Source organism: Flexivirga meconopsidis (assembly GCF_026162425.1).
GTDB lineage: Bacteria > Actinomycetota > Actinomycetes > Actinomycetales > Dermatophilaceae > Flexivirga > Flexivirga meconopsidis.
Window position 1 is genome coordinate 84,605 of record NZ_JAOBQJ010000003.1, and the last position, 25,409, is coordinate 110,013.

Below are 25,409 nucleotides of genomic sequence, written 5' to 3' on the forward strand. Positions count from 1 at the left end.
ATGACGGACAACACCACCACTAACGACAACACCAACCACGACAAGGCCGCCGACCCGGGGCCGACGGATGCCAAGCCGGTACGCCGTGGCGGGGGGCCCGCGATGGGCGTCGGCATGGGCGAGAAATCGAAGGATTTCAAGGGCTCGGCGAAACGACTGCTCGGCCGCCTGTCGCCGCACCGGGCGACCCTGATCGTGATCCTGGCGCTGACCGTCGCCTCGGTCGCGCTCAACGTGATCGGCCCGAAGGTGCTCGGGCAGGCGGTCGACAAGATCTACTCGGGCGCCGTCGGTGCGCAGCTGCCGGCCGGCCAGACCAAGGAGGCCGTCGTCGCGGCCCTGCGCGCGGGTGGCGACAACACGTTCGCCGACATGGTGTCCGGGATGACCGTCACCCCCGGTGTCGGCATCGACTTCGGCGCTGTCGGTCGCATCCTGCTGATCGTCCTGGCGCTCTACCTGTGCGCCGGTCTCTTCCAGTTCCTACAGGCACGGCTGCTCAACCGGGTGGTGCAGCGCACCATGAACAAGTTGCGCAAGGACGTCGAGGACAAGGTCAACCGGGTGCCACTCAGTTACCTCGACGGGCAGCCGCGCGGCGAGCTGCTCTCGCGGGTGACCAACGACATCGACAACATCGGCCAGTCGATGCAGCAGACCGTGAGCCAGCTGCTGGTCAACGGGCTCACCGTGATCGGCGTCATCGTGATGATGCTGACGATCTCCTGGTGGCTCACGCTGATCGCGATGATCGCCATACCGATCGTGCTGCTGGTGACCAAGCAGGTGATGGCCCGCTCGCAGAAGCTCTTCATCGCCCAGTGGGGCCACACCGGGCAACTGAACGGTCAGATCGAGGAGACGTTCACCGGGCACGAGCTGGTCAAGGTGTTCGGCCGGCAGCACGAGGTGGACGCCCGTTTCGACGAGACCAACGAACAACTCACCAACGTCAGTTGGCGCGCGCAGTTCGTCAGTGGTCTGGTGATGCCGATCATGATGTTCGTCGGCAACCTGCAGTACGTCGTGGTCTGCGTGATCGGTGGTCTGCAGGTGGCGAACGGTTCGATGACGCTCGGCAATGTGACTGCGTTCGTGCAGTATTCGCGGCAGTTCACCCAGCCGCTCACCCAGCTCGCGTCGATGGTCAATCTGATGCAGTCGGGTGTCGCGAGCGCCGAGCGGGTCTTTGAGGTGCTCGACGCCCCGGAGCAGGTGCCGGAGCGTGACGAACCGATGGCACCGACCAAGGGTGCAGTCGAGTTCGACCGCGTCTGCTTCGGGTATGACGCAGCACACCCCCTGATCGAGGATCTCTCGCTGAGTGTCGAGCCCGGTCAGACGGTCGCGATCGTCGGACCGACCGGTGCCGGCAAGACCACCCTGGTCAACCTGATCATGCGGTTCTACGAGCTCGGCTCCGGGCGCATCCTGATCGACGGCCGCGACATCACCGACGTCTCACGACGACAGCTGCGCTCGCGCATCGGGATGGTGCTGCAGGACGCCTGGCTCTTCCACGGCACGATCCGGGAGAACATCGCCTATGGCCGGCTGGACGCGAGCGAGGATGAGATCATGGCGGCCGCCCGCGCGACCTTCGTCGACCGTTTCGTGCACTCACTGCCCGACGGCTACGACACGGTGATCGACGAGGAGGGCTCCGGGGTCTCGGCGGGTGAACGCCAGCTGATCACGATCGCCCGCGCGTTCCTCGCCGACCCGGCCATGCTGATCCTCGACGAGGCGACGTCATCGGTCGACACCCGCACCGAGGTGATGCTGCAGGAAGCGATGGCGGCGCTGCGGTCGGATCGGACGAGTTTCGTGATCGCACACCGGCTTTCGACGATCCGCGACGCCGACACGATCTTGGTGATGGAGGAAGGCCGCATCGTGGAGCAGGGCAATCACGAGGACCTGCTGCAGGCGCGCGGTGCCTACTACCGGCTCTACATGTCGCAGTTCGAAGGCGCAGTCGCCGACGAGGAGGACGAGGTCGCGGCACCCGCGCACTAGCGGCCGGTCCACGTCAACCGCGGCGCAGCTCGAAGTCGAACACCTCCTCGTCGCCGCCCAGCCACCGTCGGTTGCGGTCGTACCACTGGCGCAGCTGCGGGTCGGGGTTGCGCCGGTCGAGTTCACGTGCCGACCGGGCATAACGGTCCACGTCGTGGGTCTTGGCTGCGTCACGCGTCTCCTGTGCGCCGCGCGGATCGCACTGGACCTGGACGCGATTGGTTGCATCCGGCTCATCACGGCCGTCGAGCCGAGGGATCGGGTCGTGGAGGTCCTCGAGCGCAAGTAGGTTGACGTCGTCCGGCAACGGGATCCGCGACACCGGGGCGCCCGCGGTCACCACCTCGCGCACTTGGTAGGTCTTGCGAAACGCGGCATCGGCGGCCATCCGAGTGGCCACGATCCCGCCCTGACTGTGCCCGACCAGCATCACCGGCTCGGCGCCGGGCGGGACACCCGACTCGTCCATCGCCGCCCGCAGCGCCCGCTCGATCGCCGGGTAGAGCTGCGATGGCGTGCCCGCTTCGCTTTCCAGGTTGGTCGAGATGTCCGACGGCCCATGCGGCGTGCCGATCGCCCAGGTCGCGGTGCCGGGGATCAGCACCACCCAGGCGCCGCGGCCGTCGACGCCGATCGTGCGGCGCACCCGCACCGCCGAACGCTCCTCGCCGGAGGCGTGTTCGACGCTGCCGGCGTCGGCGACCAGGTCGGCAATGTCCCGCGTTTTGCCGGGCGAGGGACCCGAACCGGTCTGGCGGGTGCTGATCGGCAGGCTCGGCGCCGCGAGCCCGACCCCGCGGGCGAGCACCAGGGCACCGGCGATCGCCCCCTCGAAACTCAGACCTTGGGTGCTTCCGGCAGCGCTGAGGACGTCGACCAGCCCGTCGGTCATTGCCGGGTCGTCGTAGAGCTCCCGGCCCATCACACCCTTGAAATCGTCGGTCCAGGCGCCGGCATCGGGGTGCCCCACGGCAAGGCGCAGGCCGCCGAACGAGACCGACGAGGTAGTCCACTCGAGTTGCAGGCTCGCGAGCGCGGTCGCCTCCGCAGCGGACGTTGCCAGCCGGGGCACCGCGGTCACCGCATTGAGAGCCGCGAGCGCCTGACGCTGGGCGGCGTCGGTGAGCTCGTATGCGGTTGCACTCCACCGCATCCCGCTGGCCACGAACTCCATCCGGAGCTTGAGCGCGCCGAGCGACGCCGTCAGCTCGACGATCTCCTCCGCGATGCTCGCTGCCGAGCCGGGGGACAGCAGTGCACTCTTGGCCGGCAGCGACGCCCCGACCGACAACACCGCGCCGCACAGGTCACCTGCGTCGTCGCCCGACCCATCGAGCCTGGCCGCGGTGCCGCGCATGTCGAGCAGATCGGCCTCGGTCGATGCGGAGCCACCGGTCACCCGGCAGCCGGCGGGGTCAGTCATCGCCGGCTCCCATCAGCAACCGGCTGAACGTGCCGACTCTGGCCTGCACGCGCTCGGCAGTCAACGGCGCGAAGCCGATGTCCCCACTCTCATCGGCGTGCAGGCACCCCCAGCCGCGCTCGAGCAGCTGCATCGACGTGCTCGCTCGCCACTCGCCGTCGACAACCAGCGCGATCGACAGCTGTGCCCGCGCGCCCCACGCGAAATCTGATATCCACCAAGGCAACCCGGGCACCCCGACCTCCGCCAGGGCGACGTCGAGCCGGGACTGGTCCCCGCGACGCGCCAGCTCGGCGAGCGCGAGTGCGTCGCCCGGGCCGAGCGACACGTCGGCCGAGGCGGTCGGAGCCCGCATCTCGACCGCGCCGACCAGCTCCTGCATCGCCGGCACGACCCGGGTGAGCTCGCGGCCGAGTTGGTCACCGGGCCCACGGGTGAGCAGCGACGGACGTCCCCGGCGCGGCGTGAGCAGGGCGAAGTCCTCCCCGGTGCGACCAGCGAGCGCAGTCACCGACCGCGTCGCGGTCGAGGCGTGCAGCGCCAGGTGCGGCAGGCGTCGCAGCGCACTCGCCAGCGCTGCCGCATCGGCGTGCCCCAGCGCGTTGCTGTGCACCGGGACCCCGACCGTGGCGGTCACAGCCCCAGTCCTGCCGGACTGACCACCTTGGCGACGTTCTTCACCCCGTCGACCACCGACCCGACCGCGCGCTCGTGATCCTCGACGTGGCGGGCATGACTCAGCAGCAGCCGGCTCAGCCGGTCCAGATCGTCGGCCCGTGCGCGGAAGTCGCGGGCCCGATCGGTGAGCCGTTGGCGGTATCGGTCGGCGCCGACACTGCGCCACTGCACGCCGGCGTTGCCGGAGACCGCGACAGCAGCCGCTCTGGCTCGTGTCGCGAGGGCTGCTGCTTGCCGGGCCTGCGCCCGGATTTGTGCTGGGTCGTCGGACATGGCAACGACGCTAAGGCGGTCACCGCCTGGCCGGCAGGCTCGGATCGGCCAACTGTGGACAGCCGGTGAACATGCGGGCAGATGTGGATTTCGTTCCGTCATACCTGGTCGGTTGTCGGTGCTCGTGCCTAGGCTCGTGGCAAGGCTCGGTCCGGTGGCGTCCGCACACCCTTGGGCGTCGCTGCCCCCTGACCGGGCAGGAGGTGACACGCAGCGTGACCACCCAGCTCAGCCCACGCATTGCCGACCCGTGGACTGCCGATGCCCTGGCGCGCCGGTATGACCAGGTGCGCGCCCGCACCGAGCAGCTCGCGGCCCCGCTCTCCCCGGAGGATCAGACCGTCCAGTCGATGCCCGACGTCTCGCCGACCAAGTGGCATCGCGCGCACGTGACGTGGTTCTTCGAGACGTTCGTGCTCGCCGAGCACGAGCAGCGGTTCGCGCCATACCAGGACAAATACTGGTTCCTGTTCAACAGTTACTACGAGGCGGTCGGCCCGCGTTATGCCCGCGCCGAGCGGGGCCACATCAGCCGGCCCGGTGCGCACGACGTCGGCAGCTACCGCGGCAACGTCGACACCCGGATGCGCGACCTGATCGACTCCCTCGACGAGGGCACGCTCGACAAGCTCGCCGGCACCATCGAGCTCGGCTTCCACCACGAGCAGCAGCACCAGGAGTTGTTGCTGATGGACATCAAGCACGTGCTGTCGGTCAACCCCCTCCAACCGGTGTATGACGGGAGCCCCGACCAGCCCGGCACCCCGGACCGGCTCGGCTGGGTCGACGTCGAGGGTGGTCTGGTCGAGATCGGCCACGACGGCGAGGGCTTCTCCTTCGACAACGAGCTCCCGCGGCACCGCACGTTCCTCGAGCCCTACCGGCTTGGCGACCGGCTGGTCACCAACGGCGAATGGCTCGACTTCATGACCGACGGCGGCTACGACCGCGCCGAGCTGTGGCTGTCCGACGGCTGGGGCAAGGTGACCGGTGAGGACTGGCGCGCGCCGTTCTACTGGCAGCAGGTCGACGGGGTCTGGTTCGAGCACACGCTGCACGGCACGTTCCCGGTCGATCCGAGCCTGCCGGTCACCCACGTCAGTCACTACGAGGCCGACGCCTACGCGACCTGGGCCGGCAAGCGGCTGCCGACCGAGGCCGAGTGGGAGCACGCCGCGCAGACCCTCGCCGATGAGCCGGACGAGACGGCAAACCTTGCCAATGCCGACACCTTCCACGCCCGCGCGGCCGGGCCGGCAACCGGCGGGTTGCGGCAGTTGTTCGGCGACTGCTGGGAGTGGACGTCGTCGGCATACCTGCCCTATCCCGGTTTTCACCCGGCGGAGGGTGCGATCGGCGAATACAACGGCAAGTTCATGTCCGGCCAGATGGTGCTGCGCGGCGGCTGTGCGCTGACGCCGCCCGGCCACACCCGCGCGTCCTACCGCAACTTCTTCCCGGCCGGGTCGCGCTGGCCGATGACCGGGCTGCGCCTCGCGGATGGCGGTGTTCGATGAGCGACGCCCGCGAACCGGTCGTGTCCGTGCTGCTCGACCCCGATTGGGCGGTCGGCAGCCTGGTCGCCGACATCCGCCGGGGCCTCGGCAGTCATCCGCGCACCATCACCCCCAAGTGGTTGTACGACGACCACGGCTCGGCGCTCTTCGACGAGATCACCCGGTTGCCGGAGTATTACCCGTTCCGTGCCGAGCACGAGATCCTCACCGCGCACGCCGACGAGATCGTGCAGGCCAGCGGTGCCACGACGCTGATCGAGCTGGGCAGCGGCACCAGCGAGAAGACTCGGATCCTGCTCGACGCGTTCACCCAGGACGGGCAGCTGACCCGGTTCGCGCCGATCGACGTCTCCGAAGCGACCCTGCGAGAAGCGGCCGACACCATCGCGCAGCGCTATCCGGGGCTCGCGGTCGAGGCCGTGGTCGGCGACTTCACGCTGCACCTGGCCCACCTGCCCCAGGGTGGCCGCCGCACGGTCGCGTTCCTCGGCGGCACGATCGGCAACCTCTACCGTGAGGAGCGCGCCGCCTTCCTCGGCGCGCTCGCCGACGTGCTCGAGCCTGGCGACTCGGTGCTGCTCGGCACCGATCTGGTCAAGAGCGCCGACCGGCTCATCGCGGCCTACCACGACGAGCAGGGGGTGACCGAGGAGTTCGTGCGCAACGTGCTGCGCGTGCTCAATCGGGAGCTGGACGGCGACCTCGACGTCGGCGCGTTCTCCTACGTGCCGTTCTGGGACCCGCACATGGAGCGGATGGATCTGCGGCTGCGCGCCGAGGAGCCGCAGCGGGTGCGGCTGCCGGGCGCCGACCTCGACTTCGAGCTGGCCAGCGGCGAGGAGCTGCGGGTGGAGATCTCCTCCAAGTTCCGGATCAGTGGCATCGCCGCCGAGTTGGAGGCGGCCGGGCTGGCCGTCACCCGGGTGTGGACCGACGAGGCGGGTGACTTCGCGCTGACGCTGGCGACCCGGCAGGCGGAGTGAGCCGCCCCAGCTAAGGTGCCGGTCATGGCAGACCCGATCGCCGGCCGCTACGAGCTGCACGAGCAGATCGGTGCCGGCGGCGTAGGTGCCGTATGGCGGGCGTTCGACCGCAAGCGCGGCGAGTGGGTGGCGGTCAAGGTGCTCACCCAGAGCGAGGCCGGCACGATGCTGCGCTTCGTGCGTGAACAATCGCTGCGCGTGCGACACCCGCACGTGGTCGCGCCGCAGGGCTTCGCCGCCGACGACGAGTTGGTCGCGCTCTCCATGGAGCTGGTGCGGGGCGGCTCGGTGGCGACCCTGCTCGGCGACCACGGCGCGCTGCCGGAGGCGTATGTCGCGGTGCTGCTCGACCAGGTGCTCGACGCGCTGACCGCGATCCACGGAGCCGGCGTGGTGCACCGCGATCTCAAGCCGGCCAATCTGCTGCTCGAACCCACCGGTGACACAAGGCCGTTCGTGCGGATCTCCGACTTCGGTGTCGCCGCGGTCGTCGGCCAGCCGCGTCTGACCGCTCGCGGCACCACGGTCGGCACCAGCGGCTACCTCGCGCCGGAGCAGCTGGCCGGCGCCGATCCGGACCCGCGCAACGATCTGTATGCCGTGGGCGTCATCGGCCGGCAGTTGCTCACCGGCCAGCCACCCGACGAGTTGCCGACCGACGGAGCCGGCCCGTTGTGGCCGGTGCTGCGTGCGTTGAGCGCCGAAAACCCCGCGGACAGAGTGCAATCCGCAGCCGAGGCGCGGGCGATGCTTGCGCCGGCGGTGCCGGACGGGGCGCCATGGGCCGGCGCGGCCGATGCGCCATACGTCTTTGAGCAGGTGGCCGACGCGCCGGACCCGCAGCCGCCTACCGAACGCATCGCCACGCCTGCCACGGGCGAGCAGGTCGCGGTCGCGCTGCCGAAGCCGAAGCCTGCTGTGCGCCAGGACAACCCAGCACCCGATGACCGGCTTCGCCAGCGGCTGCGCACAGTGATGGCCGCGAGCTTTGCGCTCGCGGCCATCCTCGTGGTGGTGCTGATCGTGCTGATCGCCGGTTAGCGTCGGCGCATCGCGAACGCGGCCACTGCACCGAGCGCCGCGAGGAACGCCGCGCCGCCGCCGACTCCGCCGATCAGCGTCCAGTTGGTGGCACCGTCCGCTGCCGTCGGCGGGTCGCCGATCACCCGGTCCACGCCGGTCACTTCGCTCGACCCGGAAGCCGAACCGCTAGCACTGGCAGTCGATCCCGCGCCATCGTCCGCGGTGGTCGCAACCGTGCCGGTCGGCGTCTTCACCTGCTGACCCGCCGCGAAGGTCGGTGCGCCCTCGCCGGCCTTGCCGGCAGTTGCGACCTGCAGCGTCATCTTCAGCGGCGAGCGCTGGGTGTCCGGCTTGTCCCCGCTCTGGGGCGTGAGCGCAACCGCGATGTAGTAGTCGCCCGGTGCCGACGTGGCTTCGGTCCGCTCGGAGTAGGAGCCGCTGTTGGTGTAGCGGATCGGCACCGTCGTGGCCCCGACCATCGCTCCGTCGTCGCTGATCAACGCCGAGTTGTTGAGCTTGCCGCTGCCGGTGTCCGGCATCTGCTGCGGCAGCCCGTCCTGCACGTAACCGCCGGCCGGCGACAGGATGGAGACCGAAAGGTTGCGGTAGCTGCCCGAGCCGTAGGTCGGATTCTGCTCGGCCGTCGCCTGCGCCTGGATCTGCTGGCCCCAGGTCGCCGGCACCTTGAAGAATTTCGTCTCGCCGGGCAGCAGGTCGAACGACGAGTTCGAGCCCGATGTCACCGGTGACGCATCCGGCAGGCCGGTGCCGCCGGGAGTCGGGGTGGGCGTGGCAGCTGAGGGCATCGTCTGCCAGGTCGGGTCGTCCGCCTCCCGAGGCAGCACGCCTTCGTTGGTCGCGGCCGGCACTTCGACCACGTCCAACTCGACCGGCGTTCCCGCGGCGTCGTTGCCCCAATCGGTCTGCGACACCGACAAGGTCAGGTTCTGCGACGCGCACGCCTTGTTGGTGGTGCTGTTGGTCGACGCCGACGACAGGGCCCCGGTCAGCAGCGTGCGGCCGAAGAGATTATTGGAGGCTGTCGGGGAGATCGACCCGCAGCTGGTGCCGTCGGGAGTCTTCAGTTGCAGTTGCAACTGGCTGTCTTCAGCCGACGGGCGGCTGGTGACCCCGACCAGGAAACTGCTGTTCGGCATGGTGTGCTGTAGCGCGTAGAACTTGGCGACCTTGCCGGTGGCCGGCGCCTTGTCGGTCCAGCGACCAGGTCCGATCACCGGCGCCCCGGAGCTGGTCGGCGTGCCGGTCACTGGCTTGCCGCCGATCGAGAACGGTTGCAGCGCACGGGTTTTCGCGGTCTGCAGCGCGGAGGTGAGCCCGCTGGTGTCGGCCGCGTCGTAGTACTGGCCGTTGGTCGCCGACGCTATGCACTGCAGTTGACCCCGTGCCTTCTGGCTGACCTTGAAGCCGACGACGTCGACCCGCAGGTCGACGCCCTGCTTGGCCAGTTCCTTGGCGGTGACACATGGGTCCGGGGAGCAGGTCGCCTCACCGTCGGAGACCAGCACGATCGAGCGCTGACCCGAGTCGCCGAGATCCTTGGCCGCCTCCTTCAATGCGTATGACGTGGGCGTCTGTCCCTTGGGGGAGTAGCGTCCGATCGCGGCGTTCAGCTTGCTCTTGTCGAGCGTTTCGATCGGCACAACCTGTTGACTGTCGGAACATGCCGCCGCGGTGTCCTTGCCGGGGGACTGCGTCGCGCCATACACCCGCATGCCGACCTGCGAGCCGGCTGGCATGCCGTTCACCATCGTGGTGAGCGCCTGCCGGGCGGCCTGGATCTTGGGTTTGCCGTCGGTTGCCGGATCGGCCATCGAGCCGGATGAATCCAGCACGATCTCTAGTCTGCCGGCCGGGTCGGCGTGCGCGGTCGGCATGACGACCGCGCCCAGCGTGGCGCTGGCGGACAGGGTTGCGGTGGCTGCCGCCATGGCGGCGATGCGGGACGTGGACATGATGCGCCTTCCGTTGTTTCCGTTCGTAATGATGCAACTACTGACGGAAAGAAGCGCGATCTGGTTTCCGATCGTCAACGAGAAATTCTAGGCTGACGCTCATGGACGACATTGCCGCCGGCCGCGCCGCGCAAACCGAGCTGTACGGCGCACCCCTCGCACAGGTCATCGAGCAGATCGGCGGCACGCTCGGGCTCACCCAGGGCCGCATCGCGCAGGTGCTGGGGCTGTCCGCGCCGATGCTGTCGCACCTGGTGAGCGGTCGCCGGGTCAAGATCGGCAACCCGATGGCGCACGCCCGGCTCACCCGGCTGCGGGCGCTCGCGGGCGACCTGGCCGCCGGGCGGCTGACCGAGCAGGAGGCGGCTGCCGTCATACCCGAGATCGAGGCGTCGCAGGACAGTTGGACCACCACCCACACGGTGCCGATCAGCGCGCCGGCGCCCGCTGCGCAGTCCGGCGCGCGGCAGGTGCAGGAGCTCTTCCGTCAGGTTGCCGATGCGGCCGACTGGCTCGCCGTGGCCGACCTGGCCGCATCGGGGCACCCCGAGATCGCCGAGCTGCTGCGCACCTATGGCGCCTCGCGGACCGCCACCGCCGAAGCGCACTGGGAGCGGACGCTGTCGCGCCCCTAGTCGCCGGCATCTCGTAAGCGACCGTGACGTCAGCGCCACCTTCGCTTACGAGACCCGCGGGGGTGACTACTTTCCGCCGCGCTTGACCGCGGCCAGCAGCATGTTCGCCACGTCGACCACCTCGACGTCCTCGCGCGCGTTGCCGTCGGACTGCTCGGCGGTCAGGCCGTCGGTCAGCATCACCCGGCAGAACGGGCAGCCGATCGCGATCCGGTCGGCGCCGGTCGCCACGGCCTCCTTGGTGCGGTTCAAGTTGATGCGGGTGCCGAGCTTCTCCTCCATCCACATGCGCGCGCCACCGGCGCCACAGCAGAAGGACGTCATGCCCGAGCGCTCCATCTCGCGCAGCTCGACACCGGGCAGCGAGCCGATCAGCTCGCGCGGCGGCGCGTAGACCCCGTTGTGCCGACCGAGGTAGCAGGGGTCGTGGTAGGTCACGGTCGGGGCGGTCGAGGCGATATTGGACGTCTCGGCCTCGTCCGGACGGGCCACCGGCACCAGCTTCTTCTCGCGCACCAGGCGGTTGAGCAGCTGCGTGTGGTGCACCACCTCGTAGTCGCCGCCCAGCTGCGGATACTCGTTCTTCAGCGTGTTGAAGCAGTGTGCGCAGGTCACCACGATCTTGGTGGCGCCGGCCTCCTTGAGCGTCTCGACGTTCTGCGACGCCAGCGCCTGGAAGAGCATCTCGTTGCCCGCGCGCCGCGCCGGGTCACCGGTGCAGGCCTCGCCGTCACCCAGCACGGCGAACGAAACCCCAGCAGTGTCAAGAAGTTCGGCGACCGCGCGGGTCGTCTTCTTGGCGCGGTCCTCGTAGGCGCCGGCGCAGCCGACCCAGAAGAGGTAGTCGACCTCGGTGAGCGACTCGACGTCCTGGCCGAAGACCTTCACCTCGAACGGCAGCCCCTTGGCCCAGTCGAGCCGGGCGCGAGCCGCCATACCCCACGGGTTCTGCTTGCCTTCGAGGTTCTTGAAGAGGCCGCCGAGCTCGCTCGGGAAGGCTGACTCGATCAGCGTCTGGTAGCGGCGCATGTCGACGATGTGGTCGACGTGCTCGATGTCGACCGGGCACTGCTCGACGCACGCGCCACAGGTGGTGCACGACCACAGCACGTCCTCGTCGACGATCGCGTCCGCGTCGCCCAGCGGGTTGTATGCCGTGAGCGCCGCCTGCTCGTCATACCCCGTCGCACCGATCAGCGGGATCTCGCTGATCGGGTTGTCGGGCGTCGCCGGGCCGGTGCCGCCGGCCTTCGCCGCCGCCTCGAGGTATGGCGCCTTCGCGTGCGCGTGGTCGCGCAGCGTCATCATCAGCAGCTTCGGCGAGAGCGGCTTGTCGGTGTTCCAGGCGGGGCACTGGCTCTGGCAGCGGCCGCACTCGGTGCAGGTGGAGAAGTCGAGCAGGCCCTTCCAGGTGAACTCCTCGACGTTGCCGACCCCGAAGGAGGCGTCCTCGTCGAGCTCCTCGAGCAGCTCCATCGTGACCGGCTTGCCGTCGACCTCCATCGGCTGCAGCGCGCCGAGCGAGGTGCGGCCGTCGGCGTGCCGCTTGAAGAAGATGTTGAAGAAGGCCAGGAAGCGGTGCCAGGCGACACCCATCGTCACGTTGCGCGAGATGACGATCAGCCAGGTCATCGCGGTGATGATCTTGATCGCCGAGATCACGACGATCAGCGACTTCACCGTGTCGACGTCGAGGGCGTGGAAACCGTTGCCATACCAGAAGGTCAGCGGGAAGTGCAGGGCGTTGGCGGTGCTCTCGCCCTCGTCCTTGGCGATCGCATACTCCAGGCCGCGCAGCACCAGCACGCAGATGATCTCGATCAGGATGACGATCTCGACGAAGTAGGCCTGCCAGAAGGTCGAGCCGAAGAACCGCGAGCGGCGTCCGTCGCGGCCGGCCGAGCGGGCCGGGTGGTTCTTGCGGCGGTTCCAGATCAGCCACACGATGCCGATCAGGCCGCCCCAGCCGAGGACCTCGGTGACCCACTCAAAGAGCACGAAGTGGCCGATGATCGGCAGCACGAAGGTCGGGTCCCAGATCTGGAAGTAGGACGCGAGTACCGCCAGCGACAGCACGATGAAGGAGATCATCGTGAACCAGTGGGCGACCGCCACGATCGGCAGCCGCGACATTCGGGTGTGCCCGAGGAACTCCCGGATCAGCGTCTTGGTGCGTTCGAGCTTGTGGTCGAAGCGGTTTTCCGGCTGGCCGAGGCGGAAGCCGCCGACGATGCTCATGACCGCGGGCACCGCGAAGGCGATGCCGGCGGCGGTGATCGCGAGGGTGAGCACCGCGGCGATGATCTGCAGAGCTGACATGAGGGGCAGTCTAACCAGCTGTTACCGGTCAGTAACCTTCGCCGTCGTGGACGCGGGTTGCGTCATACAATAACGGCCTGTTGGAATGGTCATAACTTCCACCCTGCCGCGCTCGGCGGCCCGAGAAAGAGAAGGTCTCGCCCGTGCCCATCCTCGACGACGTCACCCAGGCGATCGGCAACACCCCGCTGGTCCGCATCAACCGGATCATCGACACGTCCGGCAGCGGTGCGACCGTGGCCGCCAAACTCGAGTTCAACAACCCGGCCGCCTCGGTCAAGGACCGCATCGGTGCCGCGATCATCAAGGCAGCCGAGGAGTCGGGGGAGCTGAAGCCGGGCGGCACCATCGTCGAGGCGACCAGCGGCAACACCGGCATCGCGCTGGCGATGGTCGGCGCCGCCAAGGGCTACAACGTCGTGCTGGCCATGCCCGAGACGATGAGCAAGGAACGCAAGGCCCTCCTCAAGGCGTATGGCGCAGAGCTGATCCTCACCCCGGGTGCCGAGGGCATGAAGGGCGCGGTCAACAAGGCCGAGGAGATCGCCAAGGAGCGCGGCGGCGTGCTCGCCCGGCAGTTCGCCAACAAGGCCAACCCGCAGATCCACCGCGAGACGACCGCCGAGGAGATCTGGAAGGACACCGACGGCAAGATCGACATCCTGATCTCCGGCATCGGCACCGGTGGCACGATCACCGGCGTGGGCCAGGTGCTCAAGGACCGCAAGCCGGACGTCAAGATCGTCGCCGTCGAGCCGGCCGAGTCGCCGATCCTCAACGGCGGAGACCCCGGCCCGCACAAGATCCAGGGTCTCGGCGCCAACTTCGTGCCGGAGATCCTCGACCGCGAGATCTACGACGAGGTCATCGACGTCGACGCGGCGACCGCCGTGGAGTGGGCGCGCAAGGCCGCGACCGACGAGGGCCTGCTGGTCGGCATCTCCTCCGGTGCCGCGCTTGCCGCCGCCGCACAGGTCGCCGCCCGCCCGGAGTCGGCCGGCAAGACGATCGTCGTGGTCATCCCGAGCTTCGGCGAGCGCTACCTGTCGACGATCCTCTTCGAGGGCCTGCTCGACTGACAGACTGACGAGCATGGCGCACCCGACGATGCTGACGACTGGGTCCCGGCGTAAGCCGGTGGCCCAGTCGGTGCGTGACGCGGTCGCAGCGGTCCGGGAAGACCTCGACGCGGCGCTCGTGCGCGACCCGGCGACGACCTCGCGGCTGGAGATGGCGCTCGCGTCGCCCGGCCTGCAGGCGCTGTGGGCGCACCGGGTTTCGCACCGGATGTGGCAGCGCGGCGGCCGCTGGCGGCTGCCCGCTCGGTTGGTCTCGCAGGCCGCCCGGGCAGCGACCGGCGTCGAGATCCATCCCGGCGCGACCATCGGGCGGCGGTTCTTCATCGACCACGGGATGGGTGTCGTCATCGGCGAGACCGCCGAGGTGGGCGACGACGTGATGCTCTACCACGGGGTGACGCTCGGGGGTCGATCGCTCGACCGGGTCAAGCGGCACCCGACGGTCGGCGATGGCGTGACGATCGGTGCGGGCGCCCGCGTGCTCGGGCCGGTTTTCATCGGCCCGCACTCCCAGATCGGCGCCAACGCCGTGGTCGTCAAGGACGTGCCGCCGCAGGCGATCGCCACCGGCATACCCGCCAAGGTGCGCTTTCCGCAGGCGCCGTCCGCGCAGCCGGATCTCTACGCCGACCCGGAGCTGTGGATCTGAAACTCACCGGCGTCTCGTAACTGCCCGTGACGCCGGCGTCACTGCGTCTTACGAGATGCGGAGACAACGCGATGGGGCGTGGTGACCGAAGCCGGTCACCACGCCCCATCGCGTTCGTACGCCGTGCGGTCACTCGCCCTTGGCGGCAGCCTTCAGCTTGGAGCCGACGGTCACCTTCGCAGCCTTCGACGCGGGGATCTGAATCTCCTCGCGGGTGCGGGGGTTGCGGCCGGTGCGGGCCGCGCGGTCGACGCGCTCGATGGTGAGCAGGCCCGGCAGCTGGACCTTCTCGCCACGGCCGATCGCCTCGAGGATGACGTCGTTGAGGCCGCCGATGACAGCGTTGGCGTCCTTGACGCTCACGCCGGTGCGCTGGGCGATCGTGCTCGCGAGGTCAGTGCGGTTCATGAATGGTCCTGTCCTTGTCTCGGGGATCGGCACCCTCCGATGCCGATCCGTCGATCGTGGCAAGCCGCCGGAAACGGCGACTCCGACCCACCCCGACCCGGATATTCCGCGCCATTGCTGGGGTGTGGCTCGCTCCCACGGTAGACGCCGCAGGGGTCGAGGTCCACGACACCCCGCCTTTCGGCGCGTTCAGCGCGTCGCTTCGGCGGCCTTGCTGAGGCTCTCGTCGGCTGCGTCGGCACTGCGTTCGTCCTGGTCGTATGACGCGCCTTCGGCGAGGGTCCCCGGCACGACCGGCCCCGGTTTGTTGCCTACGGCCGCCTGAAACCCAGCAGTGACAGCACTTTTCGCGGCCTGCCCGGCTCCCTTGATGGCGGCCTGGCCCGCCGCTGCGGCGACTTCGGGTCCGCGCTGCTTGATCTGCTCGGCGGTCCTGGTGCGCTGATCGGCGACCGCGGGGTGGTTCCAGGCCTGTCCGGCGATCTGCTTGATCTGTTCGTATCGCTCGCGCCCGGCGCGTGCTCCGAGGACGTATCCGGCGGCGATTCCGACGACGAAGCCCAACTTGCTCATCGCGGTCCTTCCCAAATGGTTGCTTCTTCGGCCTGCGCCACTGGCGCTTCCGACGACCCTACTCGGCGACGAACAGCGGGACGTACCATGTGCAACGTTCCGCTCGACGGCGTCGGCGGACCAGGAGGGCTCGCATAGTGGCCTAGTGCGGCGGTCTTGAAAACCGCTATGCGTTCACGCGCATCGTGGGTTCGAATCCCACGCCCTCCGCCACACCGGCCCGGATTCGACCTATCGTGGACAGCGGACCAGCAGTGAACGAAGGGAATTGGGGGCTTAGGTGTTCGAGCAGGCACTGGCAGATCTGGACGTCGACAAGTTCTGGCGGGACGGTTTCGCGATCCTGCCGGACGCGTACACCGATGACGAGGTCGAGCAGATGCGTCGACAGGTGAGCGCGCACTGCGGATCCGGCGGCGGCGAGCTCGCGACCAGCCCACTGCGCCACGTGCTGACCGACGGCAAGATGGCCGCGGTCGCCGGCAAACTGCTCGGCACCGATCAGATCCTGTATGGCGGGGACAGCTCGGCCACGATCAACGGCAAGATCCGCGCCTGGCACAAGGACAACACCGACCGCCTCGACCGTGACGCTCCCGACTGGGACGACCGCTACACCCAGCTCCGGTTCGGCATCTACCTGCAGGACCACACCGCGCACACCGGTGGCCTCAACGTCAAGGTCGGTTCGCACGACATCTGCGACCTGGAGACGGGCGAGACGACCTACCTGAAGAACAGCCCGCGCGACCTGCTCGTGTGGAGCATGCGGATCACCCACTCGGGCGCCGGGACCCTGCTGAAGGACCCGGAGGCCCGCTTCCCGGAGCCAAACGAGTGGAATGCGTTCCCGGACAACGAGATTGCGCCCGCTCACGATGAGCGGATGGCGATCTTCGCCCACATCGGCGCCGACGACAAGCATGGCCGCCGCTACCTCGACTACCTCAAGACGCGCACCTACATGGTCAATGCGTGGCGCTCGCGACCGTTCACCGACGAGATCCGCGCCGAGCTCGCGGACGCCGGGTTCGTCGTGCGTGACATGCCGTCCGAGGTCAAGGACGACAAGCGGGCCGGGCGCAAGAAGGACTGGGAACCGTTCTGGTACATGGGTATGCCGCAGCCGGAGCCTGAGACCAAGATCGTCTACCGCGACCGCCCCGTGCCAGCCGCCGCGCAGCAGAGTTTCACCCAGCGCTACGGCCGCGCCGTCAAGCGCCGGCTGCGAGGTGTGGCCGGCGGTGCGCTGGAGGGTTGGCGGGGCGCCGCGCCCAAGGGCAAGCGCTGAAACTTCCTTATCCAACAATCAGTTTCGGCGGTTGCGGAGGGTGGCCGTCCGCACCCGAATATCTGCCAACTGCTCGTCACCTCACGTTCACATCGAGCGTGCTACGGTCATGGTTCGAATGCAGTTGCAGTTCCTCGTTGGACTCCGGCGCCCGCACCGACGGGCGCCACAGTTTGTGAGCGGTAGTTCACCCATTGGGGGGATGCCTCAGCTTTCGACGGCCGCGTAAAGTTCGCGACCGGCAGCCATGAAACAAACAGATTGAGAGTTACCCCCAATGGCACAGGGAACCGTCAAGTGGTTCAACGCTGAGAAGGGCTTCGGCTTCATTGCCCAGGACGGCGGCGGCCCCGACGTCTTCGTTCACTTCTCCGCGATTCAGACTCAGGGCTACCGCAGCCTTGAGGAGGCGCAGCGCGTCGAGTTCGAGATCACCCAGGGCGACAAGGGCCCGCAGGCCACCAACGTGGTCCCGGTCTGAACGTCCTAGACATCAGACTTCTCATGGCCGGGTACTGACCCGACCAGCACGAACCCCGGCACCGACTCGGTGCCGGGGTTTTGTGTCTGCCGGGCCGGTCAGCTGGCGTCGAGTGTGGTCAGGAAGTCCTTGGCAACCGGGGCCGCAACGGTGCCCCCGCTCTTGCCGCTCGGCACGTCCTCGACCAGGACGCAGAACGCCACGTTGCCCTGCCAGCCCGCGAGCCACGCGTGTGCGCCGCTCTTGCCACCCTCGGAGAACTCCGAGGTGCCGGTCTTGGCATAGACGTCGCCGCCGGGTGTCTTCTTCAGCTCGGTTGCGGTGCCATCGGTGACGGTCAGCCGCATCATCGACCGCAGCTCGCCGATTGCCTTGGCATCCAACGGTTTCGGGGTCCGCGAGCCGTCCTGCGCCGGTGTGGTGACGAGGGCAGGCGGGATCATCGACCCGCGTGCGACCGAGCCGGCCATCACCGCGACGGACAGCGGCGAGGCGAGCACTCGGCCCTGTCCGAAGACCGAAACCGCTTTGTCCGTAGGGCCGTTCGCGACGGGCACGTTCCCGGCGTAGGCGCCGGCGAAGCCGACCTGCTTGCTCCAGTCGACGCCGAACCCCAGTGCATTCGCCGCCTTTTGCAGGTCGGTGTCGCTGAAACCCTTGGTGGCGTTGACGAATGCGGTGTTGCACGACTTGGCGAAGTCCTCGCTGAACTTCGGTTTGCCGGCCGTCTCGCCCTCGAAGTTGCCGATCTGGTAGCCGTCGACCACGACGTTCTTCGGGCAGGGCACGATCGTGTTCGGGTCGAATCCCTTGCTGAGCAACGCGTAGGCGCTGGCGATCTTCATCGTCGAGCCCGGCGCGTAGTGGCCGCTCATCGCCCGCTCAATGCCGTATGACGGGGAGTTTGCCGCCGCGAGCACGTTGCCGCTCTTGACGTCCAACGCGACTATCGCGGCGGGTTTGCCCTTCTGCCCGGCCAGCGCCTTCTCCGCGGCGGTCTGCACACGCGGGTCCAGCGTGGTGGCGACGGTGCTGCCACTCTTGGCGGGCGTGCCGTACAGCACCTGGCTGGTGTCGGAGTGTGGCGTAATGGTGAAACCCGGTGTCGCACCGAGGGTTTGGTCATACTGCGCCTGCAAACCGGACAGGCCGACGATCTGCCCGGGGCGATACTTGCCGGGGTTCTTCTTGAGCATGTCGGCCGTTGCCGGGCCGACCGAGCCGAGCATCGGCTGCCCCCAGGTGCGGGTCGGCGCGAGCGGCTGCTGCCGCTGCTCGACGATGATCCCGGTGAGGTCCTCGACGGCGTTCTGCACCACGACGTAGTCGTCGCCGCGGTAGGTCACGACCGGGATCGGCGCCTTCGAGCCGGACTTCTTGGCGGCCTGCAACTTGGTGACCAGACCGGGGATGTCGGTCGCGTTCTGCAGCTGCGTCACCGACCCTTCCGTCGCCTTCACCGGGTCGATGGACAGGTCGTAGACCGGTTGGTTGGTCATCACGTCGCTGCCCTCGGCGCCCTTGATCTCGCCACGGGAGCCGGGCGCGGTGTTGACCGCGAACGAGTCGTCCGCCTGCAGTTTGGGGTGCCAGAGCGAGGAGTTCGCGCTGACCTGCACACCCCAGGTGCCGTTCTGCTTGACCAACTGGACGGGGTCGTCCCAGCTGAAGGTGCGGCCCTGTCCGAGTGACCAGTCCACGCGCAGCGTCGCGGTGGCGTTGTCACCGTCCCGATTGAACTTGGCGACATTGACCGCGATCGGCCCGTTGCCGAGCGCTCCGGTCGCGGTGGCGAAGTTCGCAGCCGCGGCCTGCGGGGAGGTGCCGACATACGTCGCCTGGTCCAGGGTGCGCGCCGACCAATCACGGGCGAACGCGGTCACCGCGGCGCGCGCCGCATCGTCGGCCTTGCTGACCTCCTGGCCCTGCTGCCAGAACATGTATCCGCCGACTCCGGCAGCAACCACGAGGGCGCCGCCGGTGACGCCGAGCACGGTGCGAGAGCTCATTAGCAGCTGTCGGCGGTGTCGCTGATCGGGTTGGCCGAGGTGGAGGAGCTGCTGGAGCTCGGCGCGGTCGAACTGCTGCTCGGGCTCGGCGCCGGCGAGCTGCTCTTCTTCGGCGTCGCGGCCTTCGGGTTGTGCGGGGTCTCGATCGCCTTCTGCACCAGCGAATGGATCTTGGGGTAGTTCGGGTTGGAGTTGCTGACCGGATCGGAGATGTTGACCGAGCGCATGTTGCCGCTCTTCATCCGCTCGGCGAGCGTCGCGAAGGCGGGCAGGTCGTCCTGGTTCATGTCGATCCGGATGTTCTTCTGCGCGACCGACATGATCGAGGTGAACTTGGTGACCATCGTGAACGGGTCGACCTGCGAGATCAGGTTGTTGATCATGCAGCGCTGCCGGCGCATCCGCTGGTCGTCGCCGCTGGCGACGCGACTGCGGGAGTACCACAGGGCGTGGAAGCCATCCAGCTTCTGATAGCCGGGCTTGATCATGCCGGTGATCGAACCCGGTATGACGTTGCCCGCGCTGTCCAGCTTGCCGCCGATCGGGATGCCGTCGTAGCCCGAGTTGGGGTCGGGCTTGACGTTGACGTAGACCCCGCCCATCGCGTCGACCAACTGCTGGAAGCCCTGCAGGTCGACGGTGGCGGTGTAGTCGATCTTCAAGCCGGTGATGCCGGTGACGGCGTCGCGAGTGGTCACCAGCCCGGGGTCCTCGCTGTCGGCGGGGAAGAGGTCCTTGTTGTCCTCGCCCGCCTGCCAGATGCCCTCCATCAGGCCGCAAGCGTTGTCGTTCTGCCCGGGCAGGCAGGTGAATCCGTTGGGGTACTTGGAATAGAGGGGGTTGGACGGTGGCAGCGGGGCGCGGCCCATGTTGCGTGGCACGCTCACCAGCACGGTGTCACCGGTCTTGGTGTCGACGCTTGCCACGATGAGCGAGTCGGGGCGCTGCTTGACCCGGTCGGCACCGGCATCCGAGCCGAACAGCAGGATGTTGACCCTGGGGATGTCCTTCCACGGGTTGCTGCCGCCGCCGGGGTTGACCGCGTCCTTGTTGCTCTGGCCCTGGAAGACCGAGGCGAACGTGTCGCGGGTGACCCAGACGTCACGGGTGGCGATCGCGGTCGGTGCGGCGACCACCAGGCACATCAAAGTGGCGAAGCCGGCGTGCAGTGCGCGCGTCTGGCTGGGCCAGCGCAACTGGGCCGTCGTGACGGCCGTGAGCACGATGCCGGCCAGCCACAACAGGCCGCCGCCGATGCACATGCCGAGCAGCAGGATCAGGCCCTTGGTGGTCAGCAGGCGGGCGCCACCTTGCACCAGGCCACCGCTCAGCACGATGATCCCGAGGCTGATCGCCGCGATTGCGACCAGGCCGAGGAAGAGCAATCCGATGTTGCGCCGGCGGGTCCACAGCAGGCCGAGTCCCGGCAGCAGCGCCGACAAGGCGGTCAGGCCGATGGCTCTGCGCACCTCGTGCGATCGGACCTCTCGAGCCGCCTGTCGTGTCTTCGGGGCCGAGGTCTGCTCCTCGCGTCCGGCGAGTGCTCGTCGGCTGGCGATGATGGTCTCGTCGGGGTCGACCGCAGGACGCCGCGGGGACCGTCCCCCGCGTCGTGATGCTGGTGTGTGGGCATCGCCCGTCATACGCCTGCCTTCGCTGTTACCGATCCGTGACAATTATGACCGTCGGTCATTCTCACCCACCCCCGGGATCGTCGTCCCCCGAATCAGAAGACGCCGAAGGACACCGTTCGGTTGCGTCGAGCTCGTACCCGTTTTGGACGGAGTGCCACCCCTTGGGTAGCCTTGCCACGCTTCACCATGGTGCATGTCTGACGGGCGGATACAAAAACACCGCGTGTCTGTGAGCGAGCCAGGTGTGCTGGAGGCGTCGCCTAGTCTGGTCTATGGCGCCCGCCTGCTAAGCGGGTTTGGGGCTTAAAACCCCATCGAGGGTTCAAATCCCTCCGCCTCCGCAAAACTGAGCAGGACCCCGACACGATTTTGGTCGGGGTCCTGCTCAGTTTTATTGGCAGGGGCCGGCGTCAGCGGATGGCCGGAGTGCAGCGCTCGCGCACGCTGAAAAGTGCTCTGCCCGCGTGGTTTTCGCGTCATACCTGCACGCGGGGAGCGGTGTTCGCGTCGCTCGCCGAGTCACCGGACTCGGCCGGCTGGCGGTGCGGCAACCAGATCGAGAAGACCGTGTTGCCGGGGGTTGACTCGACACCCACCCGTCCGTGGTGGGCGGTGACGACGGCGTGCACGATCGACAACCCGAGGCCGGTCGACCCTTCGGACCGGCTGCGCGCGGAGTCGCCGCGGGTGAACCGCTCGAAGATGCGGGGCACGAGTTCGGCGGGTATGCCGGGTCCGTTGTCGCTGACCTGCAGCAGCACGCCCTCGCCGTCGGGCCGCAGCGACATCACCACCCGGGTGCCCTCCGGTGTGTGCCGGCGTGCGTTGGCCAGCAGGTTGATCACGACCTGGCGGATGCGCGAGGCGTCGCCCTCGACCTCGACCGGATCCTCGGGCAGGTCGAGCGACCACAGATGCCCGGGCCCGGCGACCTGCGCGTCACTGACCGTCTCGATCGCGATGATCGTCAGGTCCACCTGGGAGCGTTCCAGGGGGCGCCCGGAGTCGAGCCGCGCAAGCAGCAGCAGATCCTCCACGAGCGCGGTCATGCGGTCGGCCTCGGATTCGATGCGGCCCAGCGCGTGGGTGACGCCGGTCGGCACCGGCTCCGGCTCGCGGCGGGACAGTTCGGCGTAGCCGCGGATCGAGGCGAGCGGCGTGCGCAACTCGTGCGAGGCGTCGGCGACGAACTGCCGCACTTGCTGCTCGCTCTGGTGCCGGGCGGTGAGCGCGTTGTCGATGTGGTCGAGCATCCCGTTGAGCGCGGCGCCCACCTGACCGACCTCGGTGCCCTCGTCGGTGTCGCGGGCCGCGACGCGTTCGGTCATCACCACTTCGCCGGACGACAGCGGCAGGCGCGAGACCCGGGTGGCGGTCGCGGCGACCCGGCGCAGCGGTTCCAGGTTGCGCCGGATGATGTATGCCGCGGCCAGTCCCACCAGGATCACGCCCGAAGCGCTGAGCAGCGCCACCGCGGCGGCGGTCTTGGCGACGGTCGTCCTGGTCGGACCGGTGGGCAACCCGATCACGGTGTTCACCGGTTTGGGGGCCGCCGAGTTGGCGGACGTCGCGACGACAGCGTTGGATTGCACTGCGATGACGCGATATTCGCCGAGCGACCCGCCAAGATCGATCGAGGAGGGCTGCTGCCCGATGCCGGCCTTCTGCAGCAGTTCGACCTGCGCATCGGTGAGGTGGTCGATGTTGCGATAGCTGTAGACGCTGTTGTCGGACTCGACCGAGTAGTCCGTGGAGAACCCTCCGGGGTTGAGCCCTCCCGAGCTCTTGACGAGCAGCTTGGCAACCTTGCCGGTCGACTGGTCAAGGGTGACCCGGAGGGACTGCCCCGCCACCGGCGGCGGGCCGCCGACGGTGAGTCGTCCGTCGGGGCCGTTGAACGCCCGCGCCGACTGGTAGAGCTGGTTGTCGACCTGGCCTTGCAGCATGCGGTTGAGCTGCCAGACGGTGAGCGCACCCACGGCGAACGTGATCGCGAGGAAGAGCAGCAGCATCCAGGCGACGAGCTTGGTGCGCAGCGTCCACCGCGACGGGTTCAGGGAGGCGCTCATCGAGGCGGTGGGCTCCCTCAGCCGGCGGGCTTGAGCACGTAACCCGCGCCGCGCATGGTGTGGATCATCGGCTCGCGGCCGGCGTCGATCTTCTTGCGCAGGTAGGAGATGTAGAGCTCGACGACGTTTGCCTGACCGCCGAAGTCGTAGTGCCACACCCGGTCGAGGATCTGCGCCTTCGACAGCACCCGCTTCGGGTTGCGCATCAGGTAGCGAAGAAGCTCGAACTCCGTTGCTGTCAAAGAGATTTCGTCATCGCCGCGGAACACCTCGTGGCTGTCCTCGTCCAGGCGCAGGTCGCCGACGGTGAGCACGGACGACGACTCCTCGGTCATCGCCACCGAACGCCGCAACAAGGCACGCACGCGGGCGACGACCTCCTCAAGGGAGAACGGTTTGGTGACGTAGTCATCACCACCGGCGGTGAGTCCGGCGACGCGGTCCTCGACTGCGTCGCGCGCGGTGAGGAAGAGGACTGGCAGCGAAGGGTCGTCGTCGCGCAGGCGGCGCAGCACCTCCAGCCCGTCGAAGTCGGGGAGCATCATGTCGAGCACCACCGCGTCGGGCCGGAACTCCTTGGCCGTCCGGACCGCGCCGGAGCCGGTGCCGGCGCTCTTGATGTCCCATCCCTCGTAACGCAGTGCCATGGACAAAAGCTCGGTCAGGTTGCTCTCGTCGTCGACGACGAGGACGCGGACAGCGGTGCCATCGGGGCGCTTCAGGCCGGGTGCGGTGCTCATGGTGCCTCACTCTCGCGTCACTCGCTGTGCCTGACCACTGGCAATTCTATGGTCATCCTGTGTGGCTGCTGTATGACGCGACGGGCCCGGCCCTACCGTCTCACCCGCCCCACAGGTTGAACCGGCGGACCGCGCCCTGCTGGTAGTCCACGAAGTACATGCCCCCGAAGGGTCCGGCGGTGATGCTGCGCATAGTGTGCGCCGGCAACTGGGCGAGGAAGCGCGGCGCGCCGCCGGGTGAGCGGGTCCAGACGCAGCCGCGGGCGAAGTCGCCGAAGAACAGGTTGCCGCGATATCGAGCGGGCAACCACCAGGAGTCGGGCGCGTAGGCGACACCCATCGCCGAACTGCCCTTGCCGGTCGGGCAGGGCTCGCCGGGGGTGAGCGGCTTCCCGTGCCGCCACTGGATGGAGGGACGCAGCACCGTGCCGGCGGAGGGGGACAGGCCGGCGCACAGCGGGCCGTTCTGGAAGCGCTCGCCGACCTCCCAGCACGGCCAGCCGGAGTTGACCGCTGACGGTCCCGCGAGGGGCTGGGCGACCTCGTAGATCGCCTCGTCCCTTCCCTGCCCGATCGAGCTGATCGCGAGCGCGCCGGTGCCGGGCTGGAATGTCATCCGGAACGGGTTGCGGAAGCCGAGCCCGATGATCCGGCGGCGGTTCGGGTCGTCCGACGCCTGCCACGGGTTGCCTCGAGCGCCCTCGCCGGTGTTCGGGTCGATCCGGATGATCTTGCCGTTCAGTGACGGGTGAACGGCCGGGTCGCGCGCGTCCAGCGGCGCCATCCGGCTCGGGTACTTCGCCGGGACCTGTGCGGCGCAGGCGCGACGCTGTGTGGTGTCGTCCCAGGTGCCTGACTCCGGCGTGCCGTCCCCGGCCGACGCGTAGAGCGTGCCGTCACGCCCGAAGAGCAGGTCACCGATGCCGTGGGTCCGCACCGCCTGGCACCAGCCGGAGTCGACGAGGGTCGTGCGACCGGCGATGTACTTCACGAAACGGCCGCCGGCGAACCGGGTCCCGACCCGCAGCCGGACGATCTTCGCGTCGGCGATGCACCGGCCGTCCGGAGGGCAGTCAGCGGTGGTCAATCGGCCGGTCCCGTCGAGCTTGGCGTTGGACAGGTAGAACGCATAGACGTAGGGCCGGAACGGCCAGCCCGGGTCGAGCGCGACGCTGCTCAGGCCATCGTCACCGACGACCAGGGTGTCATCGGACAGATCACGCCCGTCCGGCCCGGTGAGTACGGTGCCGCTGCGCGCCCAGGTGCTGCCGAACCACACGATCCGGCCGCTCTTCTCGGCGACCACCGCGTCGCCGAACGGCCCGAACCGCACCTGCGCGACGCCGTCCTTGTTTCGCGCACCGCGCAGGCCGGGTGCGGTCTGGCCACGCCCGTCGACCAGCGGGGTCTGGCTGTCCCAGAGCGTGCTCGTGGTCATCCGGTCGGCCCCGCGTTCCTGCGCCGAGGCCGGCGAGGACGCGAGCCCGAGGCCGCCGAGCAGGCCGAGAAGCAGTAATGCGGCGAGGGTGCTGAGCGCGAAACGGTGAGAGCGGGCTGCCCGCTGAGCCATCGGTGTCGATCTTCCCCGGTCGATTCGTGCTTGACGGGTGACAAGCACGAAGGGCGACCCTGC

At 68.6% G+C, this 25,409-nt stretch carries 21 protein-coding genes and 2 tRNA genes; 11 read left to right on the plus strand and 12 right to left on the minus strand.

All coding sequences use genetic code 11. The features are described from left to right. Positions 1-2,019 carry an ABC transporter ATP-binding protein gene (locus N2M23_RS10160; RefSeq protein WP_425270215.1) on the plus strand — a complete coding sequence of 673 codons (2,019 nt, stop codon included), beginning with the start codon at positions 1-3 and terminating at the stop codon, positions 2,017-2,019. A 13-nt stretch (positions 2,020-2,032) separates the two neighbouring features. Here N2M23_RS10160 and N2M23_RS10165 read toward each other — a convergent pair whose 3' ends face one another. Genes N2M23_RS10165 through N2M23_RS10175 form a run of 3 tightly spaced genes read right to left on the minus strand, consistent with a single transcriptional unit; the run spans position 2,033 to position 4,393 of the window. Beyond that, on the minus strand, positions 2,033-3,442 hold the full coding sequence (locus N2M23_RS10165) for a PGAP1-like alpha/beta domain-containing protein (protein ID WP_265445268.1): 1,410 nt from the start codon (positions 3,440-3,442) through the stop codon (positions 2,033-2,035). Then, a complete protein-coding gene (locus tag N2M23_RS10170; protein ID WP_265445270.1) occupies positions 3,435-4,079 on the minus strand; it encodes a hypothetical protein in 645 nt (214 codons plus the stop codon). Before N2M23_RS10170 ends, N2M23_RS10165 begins: the two co-directional genes overlap by 8 nt. After that, complete coding sequence (locus N2M23_RS10175; RefSeq protein ID WP_265445271.1) at positions 4,076-4,393, minus strand: hypothetical protein; 318 nt, start codon at positions 4,391-4,393, stop codon at positions 4,076-4,078. Before N2M23_RS10175 ends, N2M23_RS10170 begins: the two co-directional genes overlap by 4 nt. 215 nt (positions 4,394-4,608) lie before the next feature. Here N2M23_RS10175 and egtB point away from each other — a divergent pair, with 215 nt between their 5' ends. The 3 genes from egtB to N2M23_RS10190 are packed head-to-tail and all read left to right on the plus strand — an operon-like array spanning position 4,609 to position 7,934. Next, positions 4,609-5,910: an ergothioneine biosynthesis protein EgtB gene (gene egtB, locus N2M23_RS10180; protein ID WP_265445272.1), complete on the plus strand. Its 1,302-nt coding sequence runs from the start codon at positions 4,609-4,611 to the stop codon at positions 5,908-5,910. Then, positions 5,907-6,893, plus strand: a complete 987-nt coding sequence (egtD, locus tag N2M23_RS10185) for an L-histidine N(alpha)-methyltransferase (protein WP_265445274.1) — start codon at positions 5,907-5,909, stop codon at positions 6,891-6,893. The genes egtB and egtD overlap by 4 nt, the downstream gene beginning before the upstream one ends. 24 nt (positions 6,894-6,917) lie before the next feature. Next, a complete protein-coding gene (locus tag N2M23_RS10190) occupies positions 6,918-7,934 on the plus strand; it encodes a serine/threonine-protein kinase (protein ID WP_265445276.1) in 1,017 nt (338 codons plus the stop codon). On the opposite strand, the gene N2M23_RS10195 is transcribed toward N2M23_RS10190, so the two are convergent. Beyond that, positions 7,931-9,889, minus strand: a complete 1,959-nt coding sequence (locus N2M23_RS10195; protein ID WP_265445278.1) for a vWA domain-containing protein — start codon at positions 9,887-9,889, stop codon at positions 7,931-7,933. The two genes, N2M23_RS10190 and N2M23_RS10195, sit on opposite strands and share 4 nt — an antisense overlap. A 101-nt stretch (positions 9,890-9,990) precedes the next feature. On the opposite strand from N2M23_RS10195, the gene N2M23_RS10200 reads away from it, so the two are divergent. Then, positions 9,991-10,524, plus strand: coding sequence for a hypothetical protein (locus N2M23_RS10200; RefSeq protein ID WP_265445280.1), 534 nt, complete (start codon positions 9,991-9,993; stop codon positions 10,522-10,524). 66 nt (positions 10,525-10,590) lie between these two features. Here N2M23_RS10200 and N2M23_RS10205 read toward each other — a convergent pair whose 3' ends face one another. Next, positions 10,591-12,843: a (Fe-S)-binding protein gene (locus N2M23_RS10205; protein WP_265445282.1), complete on the minus strand. Its 2,253-nt coding sequence runs from the start codon at positions 12,841-12,843 to the stop codon at positions 10,591-10,593. 143 nt (positions 12,844-12,986) lie between these two features. Here N2M23_RS10205 and cysK point away from each other — a divergent pair, with 143 nt between their 5' ends. Both cysK and epsC read left to right on the plus strand, forming a co-directional pair. After that, a complete protein-coding gene (gene cysK, locus N2M23_RS10210) occupies positions 12,987-13,922 on the plus strand; it encodes a cysteine synthase A (RefSeq protein WP_265445284.1) in 936 nt (311 codons plus the stop codon). 13 nt (positions 13,923-13,935) lie between these two features. Further along, positions 13,936-14,571 (plus strand): serine O-acetyltransferase EpsC, encoded by a 636-nt coding sequence (gene epsC, locus N2M23_RS10215; protein WP_265445285.1) that lies wholly within the window; start codon positions 13,936-13,938, stop codon positions 14,569-14,571. Between the two features lie 129 nt (positions 14,572-14,700). On the opposite strand, the gene N2M23_RS10220 is transcribed toward epsC, so the two are convergent. Continuing rightward, positions 14,701-14,979, minus strand: a complete 279-nt coding sequence (locus N2M23_RS10220; RefSeq protein ID WP_123269553.1) for an HU family DNA-binding protein — start codon at positions 14,977-14,979, stop codon at positions 14,701-14,703. A 189-nt stretch (positions 14,980-15,168) separates the two neighbouring features. Next, entirely contained in the window at positions 15,169-15,552 is a 384-nt protein-coding gene (locus tag N2M23_RS10225) for a YtxH domain-containing protein (protein WP_265445288.1), read from the minus strand. A gap of 123 nt (positions 15,553-15,675) precedes the next feature. On the opposite strand from N2M23_RS10225, the gene N2M23_RS10230 reads away from it, so the two are divergent. From N2M23_RS10230 to N2M23_RS10240, 3 genes are all read left to right on the plus strand, one after another. After that, positions 15,676-15,765 (plus strand) — tRNA-Ser (locus N2M23_RS10230). A 67-nt stretch (positions 15,766-15,832) separates the two neighbouring features. Beyond that, positions 15,833-16,843, plus strand: coding sequence for a phytanoyl-CoA dioxygenase family protein (locus N2M23_RS10235; protein ID WP_265445289.1), 1,011 nt, complete (start codon positions 15,833-15,835; stop codon positions 16,841-16,843). Positions 16,844-17,120: 277 nt separating this feature from the next. Beyond that, positions 17,121-17,324 carry a cold-shock protein gene (locus N2M23_RS10240; protein WP_171152712.1) on the plus strand — a complete coding sequence of 68 codons (204 nt, stop codon included), beginning with the start codon at positions 17,121-17,123 and terminating at the stop codon, positions 17,322-17,324. A gap of 98 nt (positions 17,325-17,422) precedes the next feature. Here the strand turns inward: N2M23_RS10240 and N2M23_RS10245 are convergent, their stop codons facing one another. Both N2M23_RS10245 and N2M23_RS10250 read right to left on the minus strand, forming a co-directional pair. Beyond that, the gene (locus tag N2M23_RS10245) at positions 17,423-19,333 is read right to left on the minus strand and encodes a penicillin-binding transpeptidase domain-containing protein (protein WP_265445292.1); all 1,911 of its coding nucleotides are present in this window, start codon (positions 19,331-19,333) and stop codon (positions 17,423-17,425) included. Continuing rightward, positions 19,333-20,976 (minus strand): LCP family protein, encoded by a 1,644-nt coding sequence (locus N2M23_RS10250; protein ID WP_265445294.1) that lies wholly within the window; start codon positions 20,974-20,976, stop codon positions 19,333-19,335. Before N2M23_RS10250 ends, N2M23_RS10245 begins: the two co-directional genes overlap by 1 nt. 240 nt (positions 20,977-21,216) lie before the next feature. Between N2M23_RS10250 and N2M23_RS10255 the strand changes: the two genes are divergently transcribed. After that, positions 21,217-21,308, plus strand: a tRNA-Ser gene (locus tag N2M23_RS10255). A gap of 135 nt (positions 21,309-21,443) precedes the next feature. Here the strand turns inward: N2M23_RS10255 and N2M23_RS10260 are convergent. The 3 genes from N2M23_RS10260 to N2M23_RS10270 all read right to left on the minus strand — a co-directional run bounded on the left by N2M23_RS10260 (position 21,444) and on the right by N2M23_RS10270 (position 25,346). Further along, positions 21,444-23,036, minus strand: coding sequence for a sensor histidine kinase (locus tag N2M23_RS10260; RefSeq protein ID WP_265445296.1), 1,593 nt, complete (start codon positions 23,034-23,036; stop codon positions 21,444-21,446). 17 nt (positions 23,037-23,053) lie between these two features. Continuing rightward, positions 23,054-23,776, minus strand: coding sequence for a response regulator transcription factor (locus tag N2M23_RS10265; protein WP_279672117.1), 723 nt, complete (start codon positions 23,774-23,776; stop codon positions 23,054-23,056). Between the two features lie 100 nt (positions 23,777-23,876). Continuing rightward, on the minus strand, positions 23,877-25,346 hold the full coding sequence (locus N2M23_RS10270) for a PQQ-dependent sugar dehydrogenase (RefSeq protein ID WP_265445297.1): 1,470 nt from the start codon (positions 25,344-25,346) through the stop codon (positions 23,877-23,879). Positions 25,347-25,409 lie beyond the last annotated feature (63 nt).